The following is a 19933-nucleotide window of genomic DNA, read 5'->3' on the forward strand; positions in this document are numbered from 1 at the left end:
ACCTCTCCTTACCGTGGTAATCCCCGGGTGGGCGATCAGTGACCCTCTGTCACACCTCACCGATCACGCCCACCCACCTGCCTCACCGGAGAGGAAGGGATACTTCTGTGCCGACGAGTACTGCCACCAGCAGCGCGAGCACCCCGATCCCGCCGGCCGCGGCCCGCACGGCGCGCCCCCGCCGCTACCTGATGTGCGAGCCCCGCCACTTCGACGTGCGCTACGCCATCAACCCCTGGATGCACGAGGGCGCACAGGTCGACACCGCCCTGGCCGCCCGCCAGTGGACGGCGCTGGTCGACGCCTACCGCGCGCACGGCCACACCGTCGAGACCGTGCCGCCGGTGCCCGGCCTGCCCGACATGGTCTTCGCCGCGAACTCCGCGCTCGTCGTGAACGGCCGGGTCTTCGGCTCGCAGTTCCACGCCCCGCAGCGCCGCCCCGAGGCCACCGAGTACGAGACCTGGTTCAAGGCCGCCGGCTACGACGTCTACCGGCCCGTGGCGCTCTGCGAGGGCGAGGGCGACCTCGTCCCGGCCGGCCGCTACGTCCTCGCCGGCACCGGCTTCCGCACCGCCCGCGCCGCCCACGACGAGGTGCAGGAGTTCTTCGGCGTCCCGACCATCGGCCTGCAGCTGGTCGACCCGTACTTCTACCACCTCGACACCGCGCTCTTCGTCCTGTCCGAGGACCCCGTCACGGGCGACGCGGAGATCGCCTACTACCCCGGCGCCTTCTCCTCCGGCAGCCGCGAAGTACTGCGCCGACTGTTCCCCGGCGCCGTGCTCGCCACCCGGGACGACACCATGGCGTTCGGCCTCAACTCCGTCTCCGACGGCCGGCACGTCTTCGTCGCACCGCCGGCCACCGCCCTGATCGACCAGCTCGCCGCCCGCGGCTACGTCCCCGTCCCCGTCGACCTCTCCGAGTTCCACAAGGCCGGCGGCGGCATCAAGTGCTGCACCCAGGAGATCCGCTCATGACCGCACCCGTCCGCACCGTCCCCACCCCCACGGCCCCGGCCCGTGCGCCCCGTTCGTCCGCCGAGCTGATCCGCGCCGAGGGCCCGGTCCTGGCCCACAACTACCACCCGCTGCCCGTAGTGGTGGCACGCGCCGAGGGCTGTTGGGTCGAGGACGTCGAGGGCCGCCGCTACCTCGACATGCTGGCCGGCTACTCCGCCCTCAACTTCGGCCACCGGCACCCGGTTCTCATCGAGGCCGCACACCGCCAGCTCGACCAGCTCACCCTCACCTCCCGCGCCTTCCACAACGACCGGCTCGCCGGCTTCGCCGAGGCCCTCGCCGAACTGACCGGCCTGGACATGGTCCTGCCGATGAACACCGGCGCCGAGGCGGTGGAGAGCGGCATCAAGGTCGCCCGCAAATGGGCCTACGACGTCAAGGGCGTCCCGGCCGACCGCGCGACCATCGTCGTGGCCGACGGCAACTTCCACGGCCGGACCACCACCATCGTCGGCTTCTCCGACGACGCCACCGCCCGCACCGGCTTCGGCCCCTACGCCCCGGGCTTTTGCACCGTCCCCTACAACGACCTCGCCGCCCTCGAAGCCGCCGTCGACGACACCACGGCCGCCGTCCTCATCGAGCCCATCCAGGGCGAGGCCGGCGTCATCATCCCCGACGAGGGCTATCTGACCGGGGTGCGCGAACTGACCCGGCGGACCGGCTGCCTCTTCATCGCCGACGAGATCCAGTCCGGCCTCGGCCGCACCGGCACCACCCTCGCCGTCGAGCACGAATCCGTCCTCCCCGACGTCCTCCTGCTCGGCAAGGCACTCGGCGGCGGCATCGTCCCGGTCTCCGCCGTCGTCGCCCGCCGCGAGGTCCTCGGCGTCCTCGGCCCCGGCCAGCACGGCTCCACCTTCGGCGGCAACCCGCTCGCCGCCGCGGTCGGCTCGGCCGTCATCGAACTGCTCGCCACCGGCGAGTTCCAGCGCCGCGCCGCCGAACTCGGCGCACAGCTGCGCACCGGCCTGGCCGCCCTCACCGGCAAGGGCGTCACCGGCTTCCGCGCCCGCGGCCTGTGGGCCGGCGTCGACATCGACCCGGCCCTCGGCACCGGCCGCGAGATCAGCGAACGCCTCCTGGCCGAAGGCATCCTGGTCAAGGACACCCACGGCTCCACCATCCGCCTCGCCCCACCCCTGACCATCACCGAGGAGGAACTGGCTTCGGCGCTGGCGGGACTGGGGCGGGTGTTGGGTTAGGGGCAGGGCTGGGACGGGCGTTGGGCTAGGGGCGGGGCTGGGACGGGCGTTGGGCTGGGGGCCGGGGGGGGCTGGCTCAGCGTCCGTTCGGGGGCCGGCTTGCGGGGCTGCCTGCGGGGTCGGCACTGCGGGGCCGTCGGTTTTCGTTACGGGGCCGTCACCGCGGGGCCGTTGGCCGTCCTTACGGGGCCGTCACTGTGGGACCGTCGGCCCTCGTTACGGGGCCGCCGCCTCCGCGCTGTCCGAACGGGCTGTCCGAACGGACTACGAGCGGGCTACGACCGAGCTATCCGACCAAACCATCCGACCGGGCCGCCGCCAGCAGAATTTCGGCGGCGGCCCGCGCCTGTCGTGCCGCCCCGGCCTCCCCCACGACGGCGGCCGCACTGATCGCCCCGTCGACAAGCAGCGCCAACTGGCCGGCGAGCAGCAAGCGTTGCTGCACCCGAAGCCCACTCGACAGATCACTCGGTAGATCACTCGGCAGGTCACTCACGAGACCGCCGAGATAGCTCACCAGCGCCTGCTTGTGCTCCCGCGCGGCCCGCGCGACCTCCTCCGACGTGGCCCCCAACTCCCCGAACGAGTTGAGGAACGCACACCCCCGGAAGTCCGGCTCCGCGAACCACTCCGCCAGCCGGTCGAAGACCGCGAGCACCCGCCCCTCCGGCCCCTCACCGTGCGCGTCCACGTACTCCGCGAGCGCCGCCCGCCACCGCGCATCCCGCCGCCGCAGATACGCCTCGACGAGATCCTGCTTGGCCGGAAAGCACTGGTAGAGCCGCTTGAGCGAAACTCCCGCGGCGGCCCGCAGCTCATCCATCCCGACAGCCTGGATACCGCGCCCGTAGAACAGCCCCTCCGCGGCATCGAGTATCCGCACTCGGGCTTCGTCCTGAGCCGTACGGGCTTCTTCCTGGCGCATGGGCACGTCCGGTCTGGTCGGGCCGACCGGAAGCCGGCCGGGGAGGCTGGGGGGGCAGGGGCAGGGGCAGGGTTGACCGGGGAGCCCCCTAGCAACGAGAACGATCGTTCTCTACACTAACCGACACCCAACAGAGAACGCCCGTTCTCCTCATCCCCATCCACCTACCCACCCCACCCCACCCCGCCACCCCCACCCCGAGAGGAATGCGCCATGACATCGCCACGCCCACCCTTCCCCCCGTTCGACGAGCAGAGCGCCCTACAGAAGGTCCAGGCCGCCGAGGACGCCTGGAACACCCGCGACCCCGAGCGGGTGGCCCTCGCCTACACCGAGGACTCGCTCTGGCGGAACCGCGACACCTTCCTCCACGGCCGCGACGAGATCATCACCTTCCTCCGCCAGAAGTGGGCCCGCGAGCTGGACTACTCGCTACGCAAGGAACTCTGGTCGTTCCACGACAACCGCATCGCAGTCCGCTTCCAGTACGAGAGCCATGACACCGACGGCCAGTGGTGGCGCAGCTACGGGAACGAGCTGTGGGAGTTCGACGAACACGGCCTGATGCGCCGCCGCGAGGCCGGCATCCACGACGTCCCCATCCAGCCCTCCGCCCGCCGCATCTTCGGCCCCCGCCCGGACCACGAAAAAGGCACCCCCCTCCCCTTCGCCTGACCGCCACCCCCGCCCCGGCCCCCGCCCTCCTAACGCAGCCACCCCTCGCGCCTCCCCTCCCCAGCCAACTCCCCCACCCCTAACTCCCTGCTACCCTCAGACCGGAACTAATCACGCTCCGTAATCGTTGCCGGATAAGAGGAGGCAGGGAGGCAGGCCAGGCACGACAAGTCACGGCGCAGCGCGGTGCGGCGCAGTGGACAGCACCCGCTACGGCATTCGCTTACGGCTCCGCCCCGCAGTCATGGCCCCGCAGTCATGGCGTCCGCCTCGCTACGCGTCCCCCGCGCTCCCCGCACCACCCCGGACCACGGCTCCCGCCCCACCCGGGCGGCGCTGCCCGGGTGGCGCTGCCCAGGTGGGGCGTGGGCCACCGGCGGTGTGAGCCACCACCTCCCCCAGCACAGCCACCCCCTCCGCGATCTCCCCCGCCGTACGCGCCGCATAGCCGAGCACCAGGCCCGGCGCACCCGCCCGCTGCCGGTGCCAGCCCAACGGCTGCGCCTTGACACCCCGTTCAAGCGCAGCCGCCGCCCACTCCACGTCGGTCACACCAGCCGCGTCGGTCACACCAGCCAAGGGAGCCACGTCGGTCACACCAGCCGGGTCGGCCACCCCAGCCAAGCGGGCCACGTCGGCCACGCCGGTCAGGTCGGCTGCATGGGTCATGTTGGCCCCGTCGGTCATGTCGGCTGCGTCCCCGAACGTGAGCGTCAGGTGGAGCCCCGCCGCCGCGCCGTGCACGGTCGCGCCGGGCAGGTGGCGTCGGACCGCGGCGATCATGGCGTCCCGGCGCTGACGGTGGCGCCGCCGCATCCACCGCAGCCGGCGCTCCAGTTCACCCGTCTCCATCAGCCGCGCCAGTACCAACTGCGGCAGCACGGCGTTGCCGAGGTCCGCGAACCGCCGGGCGTCGACCAGTGCCTCCCGGTACGCCGGCGGCGCCAGCAGCCAGCCCACCCGCAGCGCGGGCGCGAGCAGCTTGGAAACGCTGCCCGCGTAACAGACCTGCTCGGGAAGGAGTGAGCGCAACGCGGCCACCGGCGGGCGGTCGTAGCGGTGCTCGGCGTCGTAGTCGTCCTCGATGATCAGCCCGCCGTCCTCCGCCGCCCAGCGCATCAGCTCCCGGCGCCGCGCGCCGCCCAGCACCACGCCGGTGGGGAACTGGTGCGCCGGCGTGAGCAGCACCGCCCGCGCCCCGCTCGCCCGCAGTTCCTCGACCCGCACCCCCTCCTCGTCCACCCCCACCGGCGGCGTCGCGACGCCCCAGTAGCGCAGATGCTGCCGCGCCCCCAGCGACCCCGGATCCTCCACCGCGATCTCCCGGATCCCCGCACCCCGTAGCACCTGCGCGACCAGCCCGAGCGCCTGCGCCGTACCGGCGGTGATGATCACCTCCTCCGGATCCACCGCGATCCCCCGATAACGCGCCAGCCAGCCGGCGACCGCCCGCCGCAGCGCGGGCGCACCCCGCGGATCCCCGTAACCGAACCCAGCGGCCGGCAACCCGGCGAGCACCTCCCGCTCGGCCCTCAGCCAGGCCGCCCGCGGGAAGGCGGCAAGATCCGGTACGCCCGGCGACAGATCGATCCGCGCCGGCGCCGCCCGCAGCACGTCGAAAACGTCGGGCCCGATACCCGCGTCGGGCCCGATATCCGCTCCGACGCCCAGCCCAACAACCCCCGCCCCCGCGCCCGCCGCCCCGCCGCCCGCCCCGATGCCCGCCCCGGCCCAGGAAGCGAACGGCTCCGGCGGACCCGCCTCGCCCGCCGCCTCACCCGCGAGATCGGCCACTGGGGCGGCCACGACGTCGGTCATTGCGTCAGCCATTGCGTCGACCATTGCGTCGACCACTCGGGCAGCCATCGGATTGGCCGAAGAAGTGGCCAGCGGGCCGTCCGAAGAACCGACCACCCCAGCCGCGGGAACCGGCGCCGCCACGACCACCGGCGCCGCCACGACCACCGGCGCCGCCACGACCACCGGCGCCGCAATGCTCACCGGCGCCGCCACGACCACCGTCCCGCCCCGCCCCCGCCCCGCCAGCTGCCCGTCCTCCCCCAGCCGTCGGTACGCCTCGGTCACCACGCCCCGCGAAACCCCCAGGTCAGCGGCGAGCACCCGGGTCGCCGGCAATCTGCTCCCGACCGGCAGCCGCCCGTCCGCGATGGCCTCCCGGAGCCGCCGCGCCAGCCAGTCGGCCCGGCCCCCGGCCGCTGCCTCCCCGATGTCCAGTTGAAGAAAGTCAGAGGTCCCCGCCGCCTTTATGGACCCCTCGGTCGCCCTGCCTTTGGACCTGTTCACCGATCCATTGTCCGCGTCACGCTGTCCCCATGCGCACCAAGGACCAAGCCCGCTCCACCAACTCCCCCTATATCCACGGCTATTCACCCCAGGAGGCCCGCCGCCTCGGTGACCAGGCCGAAACCCTGGCCGCACTGCTGCACGCCGGTACGGCCTACGAGCCCGGCAGCCGCGTACTGGAGGCCGGCTGCGGGGTGGGCGCGCAGACCGTTCACCTCGTACGGAGCAGCCCCGGCGCGCAGATCGTCGCCGTCGACCGCTCGGAGGAGTCACTCGCCCAGGCCCGCGCCCACATGACGGCCCAGGCCCCCGCCGCCCCCGTCACCTGGCACCACGCCGACCTGCGCCAACTCCCTTATCGCGACGGCTCCTTCGACCACGTCTTCACCTGTTTCGTCCTGGAACACCTCCAAGACCCGGCACAGGCGCTGGCCGAACTACGCCGCGTCCTACGCCCCGGCGGCACCCTCACCGTCATCGAGGGCGACCACGGCTCGGCGCTCTTCCACCCGGACAGCCGCCACGCACAGGCCGTGATCGACCACCAGGTACGCCTCCAGTCCGCGGCCGGCGGCAACGCCCTCATCGGCCGCGAACTGCAGCCCCTGCTCGCACAAGTGGAGTTCGACGCGATCACGGTGCGCCCCCGCACGGTCTACGCCGACGCCACCCGCCCAGCCCTGGTGGACGGCTTCACCCGTAAGACCTTCATCGCCATGATCGAATCCGTACGCGACGAGGCGCTGTCGGCCGGGCTCACCACTACGGCTGCCTGGAACCGCGGAATCACCGACCTCCACCGCACCACCCATCCCAACGGCACCTTCCACTACACCTTCTTCAAGGCAACGGCCCTCAAGCCCCGGCCTTGACCGCAGCCCCGGCCCTGACCGCAGCCCCGGCCTTGACCGCCGCCACGAGCTCCCCAGGGCCTCGACGGGACACGCGACGACCGGCCCGCCCAGCACTGGCGACCGGCCCGCCCGGCACTGATGACCGGCCCACCCGGCACTTTGGAATCCCGTTGGAATCCCGTTGGAATCCCGAGTCGCGGACGGGGGCGGTCACGGGTGACCGTCGAGGACCTCGACCGCCCGCGTCGAGCCGTCCGACCTCCTCAGCCCCCGCCCTCGACCACCCACACTGGGCGCCCCCGGCCGAAAACCCCCGTGCCATCCGCCCCCGTCAGCCCCCTCTGCCCTCGTCAGCCCCTCCAGCCCCTCCCCACCACTCTGCCGCCCTGCCGCCCTGCCGCCCTGCCGCCACCCTGTCCCCCTGTCGACGCAGATGGGGAAGATCCGAAAAGCCCTCGGAGCCGACGTTCCAACTCACCGACATCCCCCCCATAGGCCCCCGCGTTCGAGGGCGCTAATGTCGGATTTCCAGGAACGTAACGGGGGAGGGCAGCCGCCGATGGTGCAGGACGACGCGGTGATCGGCTGCACGGGAGTGCTCCTGATCGGCACTCGCGGGGCTGCCGGTCCCGGTGAGGTTCTGGTGCGGGTCAGGGGTGGCTCCGAGGCCTTTCTCGCCTGGTCCGCCGAGCCCCTTCCCGTAGGGGCAACCGTGCTCGTGATCGAGTCCCGTGGCAATCGCCAGGTCGACGTCATGGAGTGGACCGATCCGTTGGACGCGTTGACCGGCGACGCCGGCAACGCCGGCTGAGGAGACGAAATGTTCGGTTACCGCGTTCCCGCCCCAGATCAAGCCATGCTGATCTCGGGTGGCAGGCGTGGACAGGGCGGCGCGCCATTCCGGGTGGTGACCGGTCACGGAAAGTTCGTGCTGCCGGTGTTCCGCAAGGTGCGCTTCCTGACCCTGGCGATGTGCGAGGCAGAGGTCGCCGAGACCTGTGTGACCCGGCAGGGCATCTCGCTCACCGTCCGTGCCGTGATCGCGTTCAAGGTGGGCAACGACACCGAGAGCGTGGTCAACGCCGGCCAGCGGTTCCTGTCCGACCAGGACCAGATGTCGGTCCTGACCGGCCGGATCTTCGCCGGCCACCTGCGCTCCATCATCGGTTCGATGACGGTCGAGGAGATCGTCACCGAGCGCCAGAAGCTGGCTACCGAGGTGCTGGAGACGTCCAAGACCGAGATGGCCAAGATCGGCCTGATCGTGGATTCGCTGCAGATCCAGTCGATCGACGACGGCGACACCGGCTACATCGAGGCGATGTCCGCCCCGCACAAGGCCGCCATCCAGCGCCAGGCCCAGATCGCCCAGGCCCAGGCCACCCAGGCTGCGGTCGAGGCGCAGCAGGAGGCCGCCCGTAATCAGGCCGAGTACAACCGGCAGACCGCGGTCGTCCAGGCCGAGTACTCCGCCGAGGTGGACCGCGCCCAGGCCCGTGCCGCCCAGGCCGGTCCGCTCGCCCAGGCCCACGCGCAGCAAGAGGTCCTCGCCGCCCAGACCGAGCTCGCCGAACGCCGCGCCCAGCTGCGTCAGCAGGAACTGGTCGCCGAGGTCGTCAAGCCCGCCGAGGCCGAGGCGGAGCGCATCAAGCTCCTGGCCACGGCCGAGGCCGAGCGGATGAAGATCCAGGCCGAGGCCGCCGCCTCGTACGACCGCGTGGCCCTTGACCGGATGCTCATCGACCAGCTTCCCCAGATCGTCAAGGAAGCCTCCGCGGGCCTGTCCAACGCCAATGTCAACGTCCTCAACGGCACCGACGGCCTCGGCGAAATCGCCGCCGGCCTCGTCGGCCAGGGCCTGACCATCCTCGACTCGGTCCGCCGCAACCTCGGCACCCCCGACAACCAATCCCCCACCAAGTCCCCCTCCTCCACCTCCACCTCCAACTCCCCCTCGAACCCCGCCGCGTCCGGCCGCGTAGAAATCGAATGACCCCCACCCCGGGCCCGACCTACCGCACCAGGGCCCGGGGTTCACCCCAGGGCCCGGGGCCCGAGGGCCCCCTCACCCACCTCGCACCATCCCCGGGCAAACAACCGGCCTCAGACTTCCTCATCACAATCAGCGACCCTCGACCCGGAACTAATAACTCTCCGTAGTCGTTGCCGGAATAAGGAGGCACGAGGCAAGGGCAGGAGGCAGGAGGCACACGCAAGGCCAAGCCACCCGGGGAAGAGGCTCCCCGCCAGTCGGAAAGGACGCCCCCGCAAGCCCGCCCCGCCAGGCCCGAGCTGCTCCCAGCCGCCCCGAGCCCCAGCGCAGCGTCGCCACGCCACGCCCCCCGTCCCCTCCGCCCGTCATCGCCCCCCTCAGGGCGACGGCCTCAGGGCACGCTCCCAGGCACGACACCAGGGCGCGACGTCAGGGCACGACATCAAGCTCCCCGGCGTCGCTGGCGTTCCTCCTCGGCGTGCTTGTGCCGGGCGTAACCGACCAGGTGGTTGAGGACGGCGACGGTGGCGGCAATGTCCGCGTCGTCGAAGTCCGCAAGAGCATCGCGCAGGCCGGCCTGACCGGTCTGCTGGAGGCGCTGGAGGATGGCCTTGCCGTGCGGAGTGATGGCCACCTTCCGAGCGCGCCGATCCAGCGAGTCCTGGGTGCGTTCGACCAGGTCCTGCGCCTCCAACTGGCCGATCTGCCGCGTGACATGAGGCGGCTCGACCATCAGCAGCTCGGCGAGATCGCCGACCCGGCAGGCGCCCCCGCTGTCTTCCAGGGCCATCAGCAGCCACAGATCGGAGCGGGCCGCCGTCACGCCCGCCTGAGTCGCCTGGCGCTCGTGAACCCGTGAGCGGGTGAGCAGATAGGACAGCGTGGCCAGCACCCTTTGCAGCGCGGCGGTGGGGTCCTGGTCTCTTCCGGGGTCCGGCATGCAGGCACTTTAGCGGCCCTTGGGGTTCCGGAACCCTGGCCGCATACCGGGATCAGCCCTGCTCAGTACCTGTTTCCCCATCGGTTCCCGTAGCCGCGTCGGACCGGTTCCGGTAGCCGCGTCGGACCGGTTCTCGGCCCTCGCGTTGGATCGGTTCTTGGCCCCGCGTCGGACCGGTTCTCGACACGTGCGCCGCACCTGTTCTCGACCCCGCGTCGGATCCGTTCGCGGCCCCCGCCCGTACCGGTTTCGTACCTCGCCCGGGCCGGCCCGGGCCGGTTCGCCGCGTGCCCGCGCGCCCGCATGCCCGCGGGGCACACCGGTTCTTGTGCCCGCTTCCATCCCTGGTTCCGTACCTGTCTCGTACCTGCCTCGTACCTGATCCGGTACGGGGTCGGTGAGCCGCATCAACTCCTGGGAGCCCGGCGGCGATCCCCCCTCCTCCTCCCCCCGCATGTGCGGCGATTCGGCTGCTGTCACCCATGTCGGGAGGATCGGAACGGCGCGGGGGCGCCTGCCGGCCGTCAGAGGGGCGCCCGGGGCCGGGGCGTCATCTGCGGGTGGTGCCGCGTTTCGGGTCCGAGGCTCGCCCGCGTGGGGGCCCTGTGGTGCCGGGTGGTGGTCTCGGTTTTGAGCCAACCTTGGGGAGGCTTGGATCTTTCCTTCCCTCGGTTGCTGGCGCTGAGTTAACGTGTGAACGGTAGTTGCTTAACTTAGGTAAGTAGTTGCGCGTGCGCTGTGCCGGGATTCGGAAGCCGCGCCGTGCGCTTGCAACGCCCCGTCGAGGAGTGGCGCCACCCCGCACCGTTGGTCACGGCAGTGCCGTGTCCCGATCGTGGAAGGACCAGCCCAATGACGACCGTAGAACCCATCGAGGTGGAGCACGCCGCCGGGGACGTCGGCACCTCGGGAACCGTCGGAACCACTGGCACTCCCCACAACGCCAGCACCACCGGCACTACTCACACTGGTGAGAGTGCCGGTGAGAGTGGGCTGGTGGTGCCGGTGGGGCGGGGGCAGGGGTGTCCGTTTGATCCGCCGGCGGGGGTGGAGCGGGTGCGGCGGGAGCAGCCGGTGGTGCGGGCGACGCTGTGGGACGGGTCGTCGTGTTGGCTGGTGACGCGGCATCAGGATGTGCGGGCGGTGCTCGGGGATCCGAGGTTCAGTGCGGATGCGACTCGGCCCGGGTTTCCGTTTCTTACGGCCGGTGGGCGGGAGATCGTCACCAAGAACCCCACCTTCATCCGCAGGGACGATCCGGAGCATGCCCGGCTGCGCCGGATGCTCACCGCCGACTTCATGGTCAAGAAGGTGGAGGCGATGCGTCCGGAGGTGCAGCGCATCGCCGACGAGTTGCTCGACCGGATGACCGACGGGCGGAGTGCGGCGGATCTGGTGGCTGAATTCGCGTTGCCGCTGCCCTCGTTGGTGATCTGTCTGTTGCTCGGTGTGCCGTACGAGGACCATGAGTTCTTCCAGCGGCGCAGCGGCATCCTGCTCAGCCTCCGGTCCGAGCCGGAGGACATCCGTACCGCGCAGCAGGAACTGCACGAGTATCTGGTCCGGCTCGCCCGGTCCAAGCGTGAGCGGCCGGACGACGCCATCGTCAGCCGGCTGGTCGCCCGGGGCGAGCTCGATGACGACGAGATCGCGTCGATGGGGCGGCTGTTGCTGGTCGCCGGGCATGAGACGACCGCCAATATGACGGCCCTCTCCACGCTCGCGCTGCTCCGTAATCCCGGCCAATTGGCCCGGCTGCGCAACGATCCGTCGCTGATCAAGGGTGCCGTGGAGGAGCTGCTGCGCTATCTGACGATCGTGCACAACGGTCTGCCGCGGCTCGCCACCGAGGACGTCGTCCTTGGTGGCGTCACCATCCGGGCCGGCGAGGGCGTGCTGTGCACGCTCAACAGCGCCAACCGCGACGACGAGGTCTTCCCCGACGGCGATGTCCTCGACGTGGGCCGGGACGCGCGCCGTCATGTCGCGTTCGGCTTCGGCGTCCACCAGTGCCTGGGGCAGCCGCTGGCCAGGGTGGAGCTGCAGATCGCCCTGGAGACGCTGCTCCGCCGGCTGCCGGACCTGCGGCTCGACGTTCCCTCCGAGGAGATCCGTTTCCGGCATGACATGGGGGTTTACGGGGTGTACGCGCTGCCGGTCGCGTGGTGATCCGGACCACGGCCTGGTCGGCCGGGGCCTTCGGCCCCCGCTCTTCGTGCCCCCGCCCTTCGGCCCCGCCGGTGCCGAGACCTTCAGGCCCCGCTCTTCGGGTCCCCGCCCTTCAGCCCCCGCCGGTGCCAGGTGCGGGCCCCACCGTTTTCGCCACCACTGAGGAGAGAGTCATGCGCGTCCACATCGACCAGGACAAGTGCTGTGGGGCCGGGAGCTGTGTGCTGTCCGCGCCCGAGGTGTTCGACCAGCGGGAGGAGGACGGCATCGTCGTGCTGCTCGATGCTGCGCCGCCGGCCGAACTGCATGACGCGGTGCGGGAGGCCGCGGCGATCTGCCCGGCGGCCGCGATCACCGTGGAGCAGGTCGAGCGGGTGTAGCCGCCGGCGAGATGGACACCCGGCGAGTGGCCTCCCGACGATGTCCGCCGGATCGATTCGGCAGTACTCCTTCGTGTGACGGGCACATCGTCGGGCCTGCGCATGGGCAGCTCGCTTTTCGCGCGGGGCGCCGAGCCCCCGCGGGAGAAGCAGGAAAGGAAGCTGCCCATGCGTCTGTCCGAGAGCGGGTCCCAGAGCGAGTCTCAGCGAGGGTCCCAGAGCGGGCTTCGGAGAGGGTCCCAGAGCGGGTCCCAAAGCGCCGTAGCCCTGTCGCCCGTGGGTGGGTCCGTACGTGAGCCCGGTATCGGGTCGGCCGTACCTGAGCCCGGAAATGGGCCCGCACGTGAGCCGAGGCGCGAAGTCCTGGCTCGGCCCACGACTCTGCGTCGTTCCGTCACCGCGGTCGCCACCGCGCTCGGGGCTCTCGCGCTTGCCATGGCGTTGCCGGCGTCCTCGGCCGGGGCGGCCACCGGCCCGTTCAGCTACGTCTACGACGACGGGACCGGTCCGCGCATGGGGCTGCTGGCCGATCCGCCCAGCTGGGAGTGCATCACGCTGCCGGAGGTCGCCGACGAGGCCGTTCCGCCCGCGCACACGCCGAGGAACTACACCGCCTCCACGGCGACGGTCTTCGCCGGCGCCGACTGTACGGGCGACTACTTCAATCTTCGGCCGAACGGCGGCCATGCCTCCGAGCGTCTGAAGGTCCGGTCGGTCGTCTTCTCCTGACGGCATGCCCACGACCATGCCGACGACTGGGCTCACGGCCATGCCCACGACTGTGCTCACGACCATGCGCATACCTGTGCCAACGCCCCTACCCACGACCATGCGCATACCTGTGCCAACGCCCCTACCCACGACCATGCGCATACCTGTGCCAACGCCCCTACCCACGACCATGCGCATGCCTGTGCCCACGGCCCTCGCATGATGCCCGCGCCCGGATGGCATGCCCGCGCCCGTCCGGGCCGTAGCGTCGTGGGCCCGGCGCCCGAAGGTGGTTCCGCCAGTACTAGGCCTGCTGTGCATATGTTGAACGGTGCACTGGTTACGGAAAGCGGAACCACGCATTCTCGGTGGCATGACCCACACCTCTGTCTCTGCGTACGCCGCCCCCGCCCCGAAAGCACCGCTGGAGCGGACCACGATTCCGCGCCGCGAGCTGGGGGCCCACGACATCCTGATCGAGATCAAGTACGCCGGCATCTGCCACTCCGACATCCACACCGTGCGCGCCGAGTGGGGCGACGGCGGGAACTTCCCGATCGTCCCCGGCCATGAGATAGCCGGTGTGGTGGCCGAGGTCGGCGCCGAGGTCACCCGTTACCGGACCGGTGACCGGGTCGGCGTCGGCTGTTTCGTCGATTCCTGCCGCGAGTGCGACAACTGCCGGGCGGGCCTGCAGCAGTACTGCACCGGCGAGCTCGGCAACGTCGGCACGTACAACGCGACCGGCCGGGACGGCGAGCCCACGTACGGCGGTTACTCGACGCACCTGGTGGTGGACGAGAACTACGCGCTGCGCATCCCCGACACCCTCCCGCTGGATGCCGCGGCCCCGCTGCTCTGCGCCGGCATCACGCTCTACTCCCCGCTCGCCCACTGGAAGGCCGGTCCCGGCAAGAAGGTGGCCGTGGTCGGTCTGGGCGGCCTCGGGCACATGGGCGTGAAGATCGCGCACGCGATGGGCGCGGAGGTCACCGTGCTGAGCCAGTCGCTGCGCAAGAAGGACGACGGCCTGCGGCTGGGCGCGGACCACTACTACGCGACCTCCGACCCGGCCACGTTCGAGCAGCTGGCGGGCACCTTCGACCTGATCGTCAACACCGTCTCGGCGAACCTGGACCTGAACGCGTACCTCGGGCTGCTGCGCACCGACGGCACGCTGGTGCAGGTCGGTGCCCCGGAGCGCCCGCTGCCGGTCGCGGCGTTCGCGCTGATCCCGGGGCGGAAGTCGCTCGCCGGGTCGATGATCGGCGGCATCCCGGAGACCCAGGAGATGCTCGACTTCTGTGGTGAGCACGGGCTGGGCGCGGACATCGAGGTGATCGGCGCGGAGCAGATCAACGAGGCGTACGAGCGGGTGCTGGCGAGCGATGTGCGGTACCGGTTCGTGATCGACGCTTCGACGATCTGAGGCCGGTGGGCCGGGGGCGCGAGCCGTTACGGGGAACCGGCGGGTTCGGCGGGAAGCGGTGGGCGGAAGAAATCCGGGTGGGTGCGGCAACCCCCGGGTCCGCCGGGCGTCGTGAGGGGTGAGGGCGCCAATCGGCGCCGCCCTTCGACGCATGAACGTGGAGCAGCCGACCGTGACCCCGAAGCACACCCCGTTCCCCACTACGGGAAACGCCCCTTCCGCCTCCCCCTCCCCCTACCCCGCCCCCGCCCACCGGGCCCGTGCCCGGGCCGGGCTCGTCGCGGTGCTCGCGCTGGCCGCCGTACCGGTGCTCGCCGGCCCGGTGGTGGCGGCCGGGTCGGCGTACGCCGCCGAGCGGTCGTCGGCCGCCGGTGCGTCCGCGGTCCCGAGTGCCCGGCCCACCACTCCCGGCCACCACGGAACGACCGCGCCGACCGCGCCGCCCACGTCCGCCCACCCGGAGCCGACCGCACCGCCCTCCTCCTCCCGCCCTGAGCCGTCCGCCTCGCCCACCCGGCCGGGGCACCGGCCGCCCACGGCGACGCCCAGCCCCAGCGTGCCGCCGGGCACGAAGCCGACCGCCGAACCGAGCGCCGTTCCGTCACCCGCGCCCGCCCAGGGCGGCAAGCAACTCGCGCGTACCGGCGCCTCTTCCGGGACCACCGCGGCGATCGGCGGTGCCGCGGCCGCACTGCTCGCCGCGGGCGGCACCACCGTCTACGCGGTCCGCCGCCGGCGCGGCTGAGTCCGTCCGCGCCCGCCCGCCCCGGTACGTACGTCCATGGAGTACTCCGCAGCCGTCTGCCCCGCCCCGGTCCGGTTCGCCGTGCCGGGGCGCCGGCCTGCCCGGTGGCGGTGGCGGTGGCTACTGACCACGCAATGGCTGCTGACCGCGCATTGGCTGCTGCCTGCGCGAGCCCTGCTGCCCGTGCGATCGCTGCGGCCCGTGCGATGGCTGCTGCACACCGCCCGGCCGACCGCCACCCACCACCGCACGACCCACCACGACGGCTCCCCTCACGATGACCCCGCCCCCACCCCCACACTCACCCCCGCGCCCACACCCCCACCCGGCCCCGTACCCGCACCGACACCCCCGCCGTCCGGCCCCCCGCCCACCATCAGCGAGCTCTACCACGCGCAGCGGCTCGCCATGGTGCGGCTGGCGGTGCTGCTGGTCGATGACCGGGCGACCGCCGAGGACGTCGTTCAGGACGCGTTCACCGCGCTCTACAAGCGGCACGGCGAGCGGCTCACGGACGTGGACAACGCGCTGGCCTATCTGCGTACCGCGGTCGTGAACGCCGCCCGTTCGGTGTTGCGGCGCCGGCGTACGGCGCGTGACTACACCCCGCCCCACGAGGCGGACGCGCCGTCCGCCGAGGAACGGATCGTGCTGGACGAGGAGCACCGCGAGGTGTTCGCCGCGCTGAGCGGGCTGACGGCCCGCCGCCGGGAGGTGCTCGTGCTGCGCTACTGGGGCGATCTGACGGAGGCTCAGATCGCGGCCACGCTGGGGATCAGTCGCGGTGCGGTGAAGTCGATCGCCAGCCGGGCGCTGGACTCCCTGGAGAAGATCTTGGAGGGGCGGTCATGAAGAAGGAGAAGGAACTGCCCGGGGACGTACGGCCGGTGGAGGAGCGGTTGCGGCGGGCCTTCGCGGCGCGTGCGGAGAGCATCGACGTCCGGGACCTGCGGCCGGCCGCGCCGCCCGGGCCGCGGTCGCACCCCGCCCGGCGCCCGGCCACCCCGAAGTGGCTCCGCCCCCGCCCCTCCCGCCGGCGCCAATCCTCGCTACGTCCCACCCCGTCGCATCCCACCTCACTACGCCCCTCCTGGCTGCCTCACCCCTGGCCGCTCCGCCCCTGGCTGCGCCGCTTCGGTCTGCCGTTGGCGGCGGCCGTGGCGGCCGCGGCCGTCGCCTTCGGCTATCTCGCGGCCGCTCCGGACGCGTCCCCGGGCCCGTCCGACCGGCCGGCGCCCGCGACGCCGCCGCGCCCGGTGGGCCCGACGCCGTCGCCGTCGTTCCCCGGGCCGCCCACCGGCCGGCCGGACGGGCCGTCGCCGGGCGGGCCCTCCGCCTACCCCTCCCCCGGCCGTACGTTCCCGGGCAGCGCCGCCCCGGACGGTGCGTCACCCGGCGCCTCCGCAGGCAGTACGTCCCCGGGCGGGGCGTCCGGGCCCACCGCCTCGCCGGGGCCGGACGGCGAGCCGTCCCGGGCGCCGCGCACCGAGCCGCCGGAGCCGCCGCGGAGCAGCGGTACGGCGCGCCCGCCGGCGACTCCGAGCCCCAGCACGAGCACCGTCCCGACCGTGCAGAGCAGGGCAAACACATCGCCGGCCGCGCCGTAGACCGTCTCGGTGCGTGGCTGTACGGGCAGTTGGGCGACGAGGGTCTGCCGGTCCGCGGTGAAGTAGTCGGCCGTGGACCGGATGCGGCCCTGGTGGTCGACGGCGGTGGCGACGCCGTGCACGGACTGCCGGATCATGGCGTAGCCGTATTCGACGGAGCGGAGCACGGCCCGCTGGGCGTGCAGCGCGTCGAAGCCCGGCCAGTCGTTGGCCGGCACCATGACCAGGGCGGCCCCCTTGTCGGCCGCCTGCCGCATCAGGGCGGGGAAGTCGGCGTCGTAGCAAATCACGTTCGCCAGCCGCCCGTACGGCGAGGCGGCGACCGGCACGTTCCCCTTGCCGGGCCGCATCCGCTCCATGGGGGTGGGGTGGGTCTTGTCGTACGTCCAGGCGACCTTGCCGTCCGGGGTGACCAGTGCGGCGACGTTCCGTACGTAGGGGGCCTGCGGGACGAAGAGTGCGTAGGCCGCGTCGACGTGGACGTGGCGGGCCCGGGCGATCGCGGCCACCCGGCCCAGCAGCCGCCGCTCGTCGGCCGCCAGGACCCCGGCCTGGGTCTCCGGCCAGACCACGATCCGGGCACCGGCCCGCGCTTCCCGTTCGGTGCCGGCCACCAGGTCGTCGGCGACCGGTGCCAGCGCCGCGCGCACCCGGCCGGGAGCGGCCCGGACCAGTTCCCGCGGCCGGTACAGCCGCAGACCGCCGGCCCGCAGGGCCCGCTCGGTGGCCCGTTCCGCGGTGCGGCCGGCGCTGATGCCGGCGACCCGCACGGTCTTCGTCGTCGGCGGGAAGAACACGAGCCGTACGCCGCCGGCACCCAGGACGACGGCGAGCACCCCGGCCCACACCAGTGTGCCGCGCCGGATCTCCCGCCGGCGGAAGCCGCGCTGCCACGCCCAGTGGGCCGTCGAGGCGGTCCAGGCGACGACGAAGCTGATGCCGTGGACGCCGGTGACGGAGGCGAGTTGGAGCAGCGGCAGGAAGCCGTGCTGGGTGAAGCCGAGCAGGCCGTAGTCGCCGAAGTCGACGAGCCGGGTGAAGAGGTACTCGCCGCAGACCAGGACCGTGGGGAAGACCAGGGTGCCGGCCGCGGAGGCGGTGCGCGCCGCGACCAGCCGGTCGGCGGCGAACGCCAGTGTCTGGAGCAGGGCGAGCACCGCGAAGGCGCCCAGCGCGGACGGTACGAACACCAGGCCCGTCGACAGCAGCCACACCAACTGGCCGAGTCCCAGCGCGTATCCGACGCGCAGCAGTCCGCGCCGGGCGGGCCGCTGCCGGGCGTAGCGCAACAGGAAGACGGGGAACAGCCAGGCGGCGAGCGCCACATGCCAGTTGCTGTGCACGGCGAGGGCCAGGAGGACGGTGCCCGCCCACCAGAGCCAACGGCCGGGGCGCCGTGCCGCCCTTCCCGCTCCTCCCGCTCCTCCCGCCTGTCCCGCCTGTCCCGCTCTCTCTCCGCCTCTGAGCCGGGTCGTCACCGGTGGCATCCCGCTGTTCCCTTCGTCGTTCGGCCGTTGCCGTGGCTGTCAGGGCTGCCGTCGTTGCCGTGGCTGCCGTCGTTGCTGTGGTTTCGGCCGACGCTAGGAAGTGTTGGGGCTCCGGCACCGCCGCCGTTCGGCAGGAGCGACCCCCGACTTTCGTCAGGTCCAGGCCCTCCCTCCTTCACCCACCCCTGCCCCTCGCCCCTGCCCCTGGGCGTTAGCCGCGCGTTAGCCGATCAGCAGCGGTGGCGCGGAAGGTCAGGTACACGCCATCGTCCGGGAGCTCCCATGCCGTCGTCGCTCTTCAGCACCGTCCGCCGGGCCCGCGCCGCGGCGCTGACCGTCACCGCCGTCCTCGCGGTGGCCACCGCCTGCCACGGCACCGCCACCAACCGGTCCGACGACCCGGCCACCGCCGTCTCCCCGGCCCCCGCCTCGCCGACCATGACGAACGGCGGCCCGCCACGGGGCCCGGGCGGCCGGGTCGTCTGCACGCCCGAGATGCTCCGCTTCCACGCCGGCGCGCTGCCGCACCGGGCCCGTCGGATGCTGCTGACGGTCACCAACTACGCGGACCGGCCCTGCGACTTCGCCGCGCCGCACCATCCGCTGCTGAGCTTCGGTGAGGGCCGCCGGCCCGCCGTGCCGGTGATCGGGCGCAGCCGGCCGGGCTCCGTCACCACCCTCGCCCCCAATGCCACCGCCTACGCCCTGATCACCACCGGTACGGGCGGCAGCGGCCGGAAGGTCTCGCAGTTCGGGGTCGCGCTGGCCGCGCACACCGGCCCCACCCAGGTCGGCCTGGACGACCGCACTCCGGCCCGGGTCGATCCGCACACCGCCCGCGTCACGTACTGGCAGCCCAGCCTGGCGGCCGCCCTGCGCTGGTGAGGCGGAGGCGGGAGATCCGCGCAGCGACTTCCTGGCGGGTGCCATCCCGGCAGATCTCGCGCCGGACCAGGTCATCGGCGGTTTCGGTCCCGGTTTTCGGCAAAGATCACCTTTCCACCGCTGCGGGATGGCTGCGCCCGGTGCCGCTCGCCCGGTAGGCTTTCCGTGTGATCTTCAAGCGCATCGGAAATGGGCGGCCGTACCCCGACCACGGCCGGGAGAGCACCCGCCAGTGGGCGGATGTCGCCCCGCGCCCGGTACGCCTCGACCAGTTGGTGACCACCAAGCAGCAGCTCGACCTGGAGACGCTGCTCGCCGAGGACTCGACGTTCTACGGCGACCTCTTCGCGCACGTCGTGAAGTGGGAGGGCGACCTGTATCTGGAGGACGGTCTGCACCGCGCGGTGCGCGCCGCGCTCCAGCAGCGCCAGGTGCTGCACGCCCGGGTCCTCGAACTGGGCTGACACCCCGCCAGCAGTACGCCCCCGGACGGCACGTCATCGCTACCGGGCCCGCCGGCTGCGCCCAGGCCCACACGCCCCTGCGTCCCTGCGTCCCTGCGTCCAGATCCGCACACCCCTGAGTCCGGGCCCGCACGC

18 protein-coding genes are annotated in these 19933 nt (G+C 72.4%); 14 read left to right on the forward strand and 4 right to left on the reverse strand.

Going from position 1 to position 19933, the window contains the following annotated elements; all coding sequences use genetic code 11:
• Positions 1 to 191 precede the first annotated feature (191 nt).
• Both ddaH and rocD read left to right on the forward strand, forming a co-directional pair.
• Entirely contained in the window at positions 192 to 983 is a 792-nt protein-coding gene (gene ddaH / locus ACGF4C_RS01335) for a dimethylargininase (RefSeq protein ID WP_393562817.1), read from the forward strand.
• Positions 980 to 2230: an ornithine--oxo-acid transaminase gene (gene rocD, locus ACGF4C_RS01340; RefSeq protein ID WP_393562327.1), complete on the forward strand. Its 1251-nt coding sequence runs from the start codon at positions 980 to 982 to the stop codon at positions 2228 to 2230. The genes ddaH and rocD overlap by 4 nt, the downstream gene beginning before the upstream one ends.
• Before the next feature lie 286 nt (positions 2231 to 2516).
• Here the strand turns inward: rocD and ACGF4C_RS01345 are convergent, their stop codons facing one another.
• On the reverse strand, positions 2517 to 3155 hold the full coding sequence (locus ACGF4C_RS01345) for a TetR/AcrR family transcriptional regulator (RefSeq protein ID WP_393562329.1): 639 nt from the start codon (positions 3153 to 3155) through the stop codon (positions 2517 to 2519).
• A 213-nt stretch (positions 3156 to 3368) separates the two neighbouring features.
• Here ACGF4C_RS01345 and ACGF4C_RS01350 point away from each other — a divergent pair, with 213 nt between their 5' ends.
• Positions 3369 to 3830 carry a nuclear transport factor 2 family protein gene (locus ACGF4C_RS01350; protein ID WP_393562331.1) on the forward strand — a complete coding sequence of 154 codons (462 nt, stop codon included), beginning with the start codon at positions 3369 to 3371 and terminating at the stop codon, positions 3828 to 3830.
• A 273-nt stretch (positions 3831 to 4103) separates the two neighbouring features.
• On the opposite strand, the gene ACGF4C_RS01355 is transcribed toward ACGF4C_RS01350, so the two are convergent.
• On the reverse strand, positions 4104 to 6134 hold the full coding sequence (locus tag ACGF4C_RS01355) for a PLP-dependent aminotransferase family protein (RefSeq protein ID WP_393562333.1): 2031 nt from the start codon (positions 6132 to 6134) through the stop codon (positions 4104 to 4106).
• Between the two features lie 29 nt (positions 6135 to 6163).
• Here ACGF4C_RS01355 and ACGF4C_RS01360 point away from each other — a divergent pair, with 29 nt between their 5' ends.
• The 3 genes from ACGF4C_RS01360 to ACGF4C_RS01370 all read left to right on the forward strand — a co-directional run bounded on the left by ACGF4C_RS01360 (position 6164) and on the right by ACGF4C_RS01370 (position 8981).
• Complete coding sequence (locus ACGF4C_RS01360; RefSeq protein ID WP_393562334.1) at positions 6164 to 7006, forward strand: methyltransferase domain-containing protein; 843 nt, start codon at positions 6164 to 6166, stop codon at positions 7004 to 7006.
• 541 nt (positions 7007 to 7547) lie between these two features.
• The gene (locus ACGF4C_RS01365) at positions 7548 to 7799 is read left to right on the forward strand and encodes a hypothetical protein (protein ID WP_030417332.1); all 252 of its coding nucleotides are present in this window, start codon (positions 7548 to 7550) and stop codon (positions 7797 to 7799) included.
• Positions 7800 to 7808: 9 nt separating this feature from the next.
• A complete protein-coding gene (locus tag ACGF4C_RS01370) occupies positions 7809 to 8981 on the forward strand; it encodes an SPFH domain-containing protein (RefSeq protein WP_393562336.1) in 1173 nt (390 codons plus the stop codon).
• Between the two features lie 442 nt (positions 8982 to 9423).
• On the opposite strand, the gene ACGF4C_RS01375 is transcribed toward ACGF4C_RS01370, so the two are convergent.
• Positions 9424 to 9921 carry a MarR family winged helix-turn-helix transcriptional regulator gene (locus ACGF4C_RS01375; RefSeq protein ID WP_393562338.1) on the reverse strand — a complete coding sequence of 166 codons (498 nt, stop codon included), beginning with the start codon at positions 9919 to 9921 and terminating at the stop codon, positions 9424 to 9426.
• 852 nt (positions 9922 to 10773) lie between these two features.
• On the opposite strand from ACGF4C_RS01375, the gene ACGF4C_RS01380 reads away from it, so the two are divergent.
• From ACGF4C_RS01380 to ACGF4C_RS01405, 6 genes are all read left to right on the forward strand, one after another.
• A complete protein-coding gene (locus tag ACGF4C_RS01380; RefSeq protein ID WP_393562340.1) occupies positions 10774 to 12090 on the forward strand; it encodes a cytochrome P450 in 1317 nt (438 codons plus the stop codon).
• Between the two features lie 173 nt (positions 12091 to 12263).
• On the forward strand, positions 12264 to 12470 hold the full coding sequence (locus tag ACGF4C_RS01385) for a ferredoxin (RefSeq protein WP_393562341.1): 207 nt from the start codon (positions 12264 to 12266) through the stop codon (positions 12468 to 12470).
• Positions 12471 to 12905: 435 nt separating this feature from the next.
• The gene (locus ACGF4C_RS01390) at positions 12906 to 13199 is read left to right on the forward strand and encodes a hypothetical protein (RefSeq protein ID WP_234442377.1); all 294 of its coding nucleotides are present in this window, start codon (positions 12906 to 12908) and stop codon (positions 13197 to 13199) included.
• 355 nt (positions 13200 to 13554) lie between these two features.
• Positions 13555 to 14610 (forward strand): NAD(P)-dependent alcohol dehydrogenase, encoded by a 1056-nt coding sequence (locus ACGF4C_RS01395; RefSeq protein ID WP_393562344.1) that lies wholly within the window; start codon positions 13555 to 13557, stop codon positions 14608 to 14610.
• 151 nt (positions 14611 to 14761) lie between these two features.
• The gene (locus ACGF4C_RS01400) at positions 14762 to 15355 is read left to right on the forward strand and encodes an LPXTG cell wall anchor domain-containing protein (protein WP_393562346.1); all 594 of its coding nucleotides are present in this window, start codon (positions 14762 to 14764) and stop codon (positions 15353 to 15355) included.
• A gap of 36 nt (positions 15356 to 15391) precedes the next feature.
• Entirely contained in the window at positions 15392 to 16207 is an 816-nt protein-coding gene (locus tag ACGF4C_RS01405; RefSeq protein WP_393562348.1) for an RNA polymerase sigma factor, read from the forward strand.
• A gap of 484 nt (positions 16208 to 16691) precedes the next feature.
• Here ACGF4C_RS01405 and ACGF4C_RS01410 read toward each other — a convergent pair whose 3' ends face one another.
• Positions 16692 to 18317: a nitrilase-related carbon-nitrogen hydrolase gene (locus tag ACGF4C_RS01410; RefSeq protein WP_393562818.1), complete on the reverse strand. Its 1626-nt coding sequence runs from the start codon at positions 18315 to 18317 to the stop codon at positions 16692 to 16694.
• A 414-nt stretch (positions 18318 to 18731) separates the two neighbouring features.
• On the opposite strand from ACGF4C_RS01410, the gene ACGF4C_RS01415 reads away from it, so the two are divergent.
• A complete protein-coding gene (locus ACGF4C_RS01415; protein ID WP_393562349.1) occupies positions 18732 to 19334 on the forward strand; it encodes a DUF4232 domain-containing protein in 603 nt (200 codons plus the stop codon).
• Between the two features lie 167 nt (positions 19335 to 19501).
• Positions 19502 to 19798 (forward strand): type II toxin-antitoxin system VapB family antitoxin, encoded by a 297-nt coding sequence (locus tag ACGF4C_RS01420; RefSeq protein ID WP_030084955.1) that lies wholly within the window; start codon positions 19502 to 19504, stop codon positions 19796 to 19798.
• Positions 19799 to 19933 lie beyond the last annotated feature (135 nt).

This window comes from Streptomyces sp. NPDC048197 (genome assembly GCF_043202395.1).
GTDB classification, from domain to species: Bacteria; Actinomycetota; Actinomycetes; order Streptomycetales; family Streptomycetaceae; genus Streptomyces; species Streptomyces siderophoricus.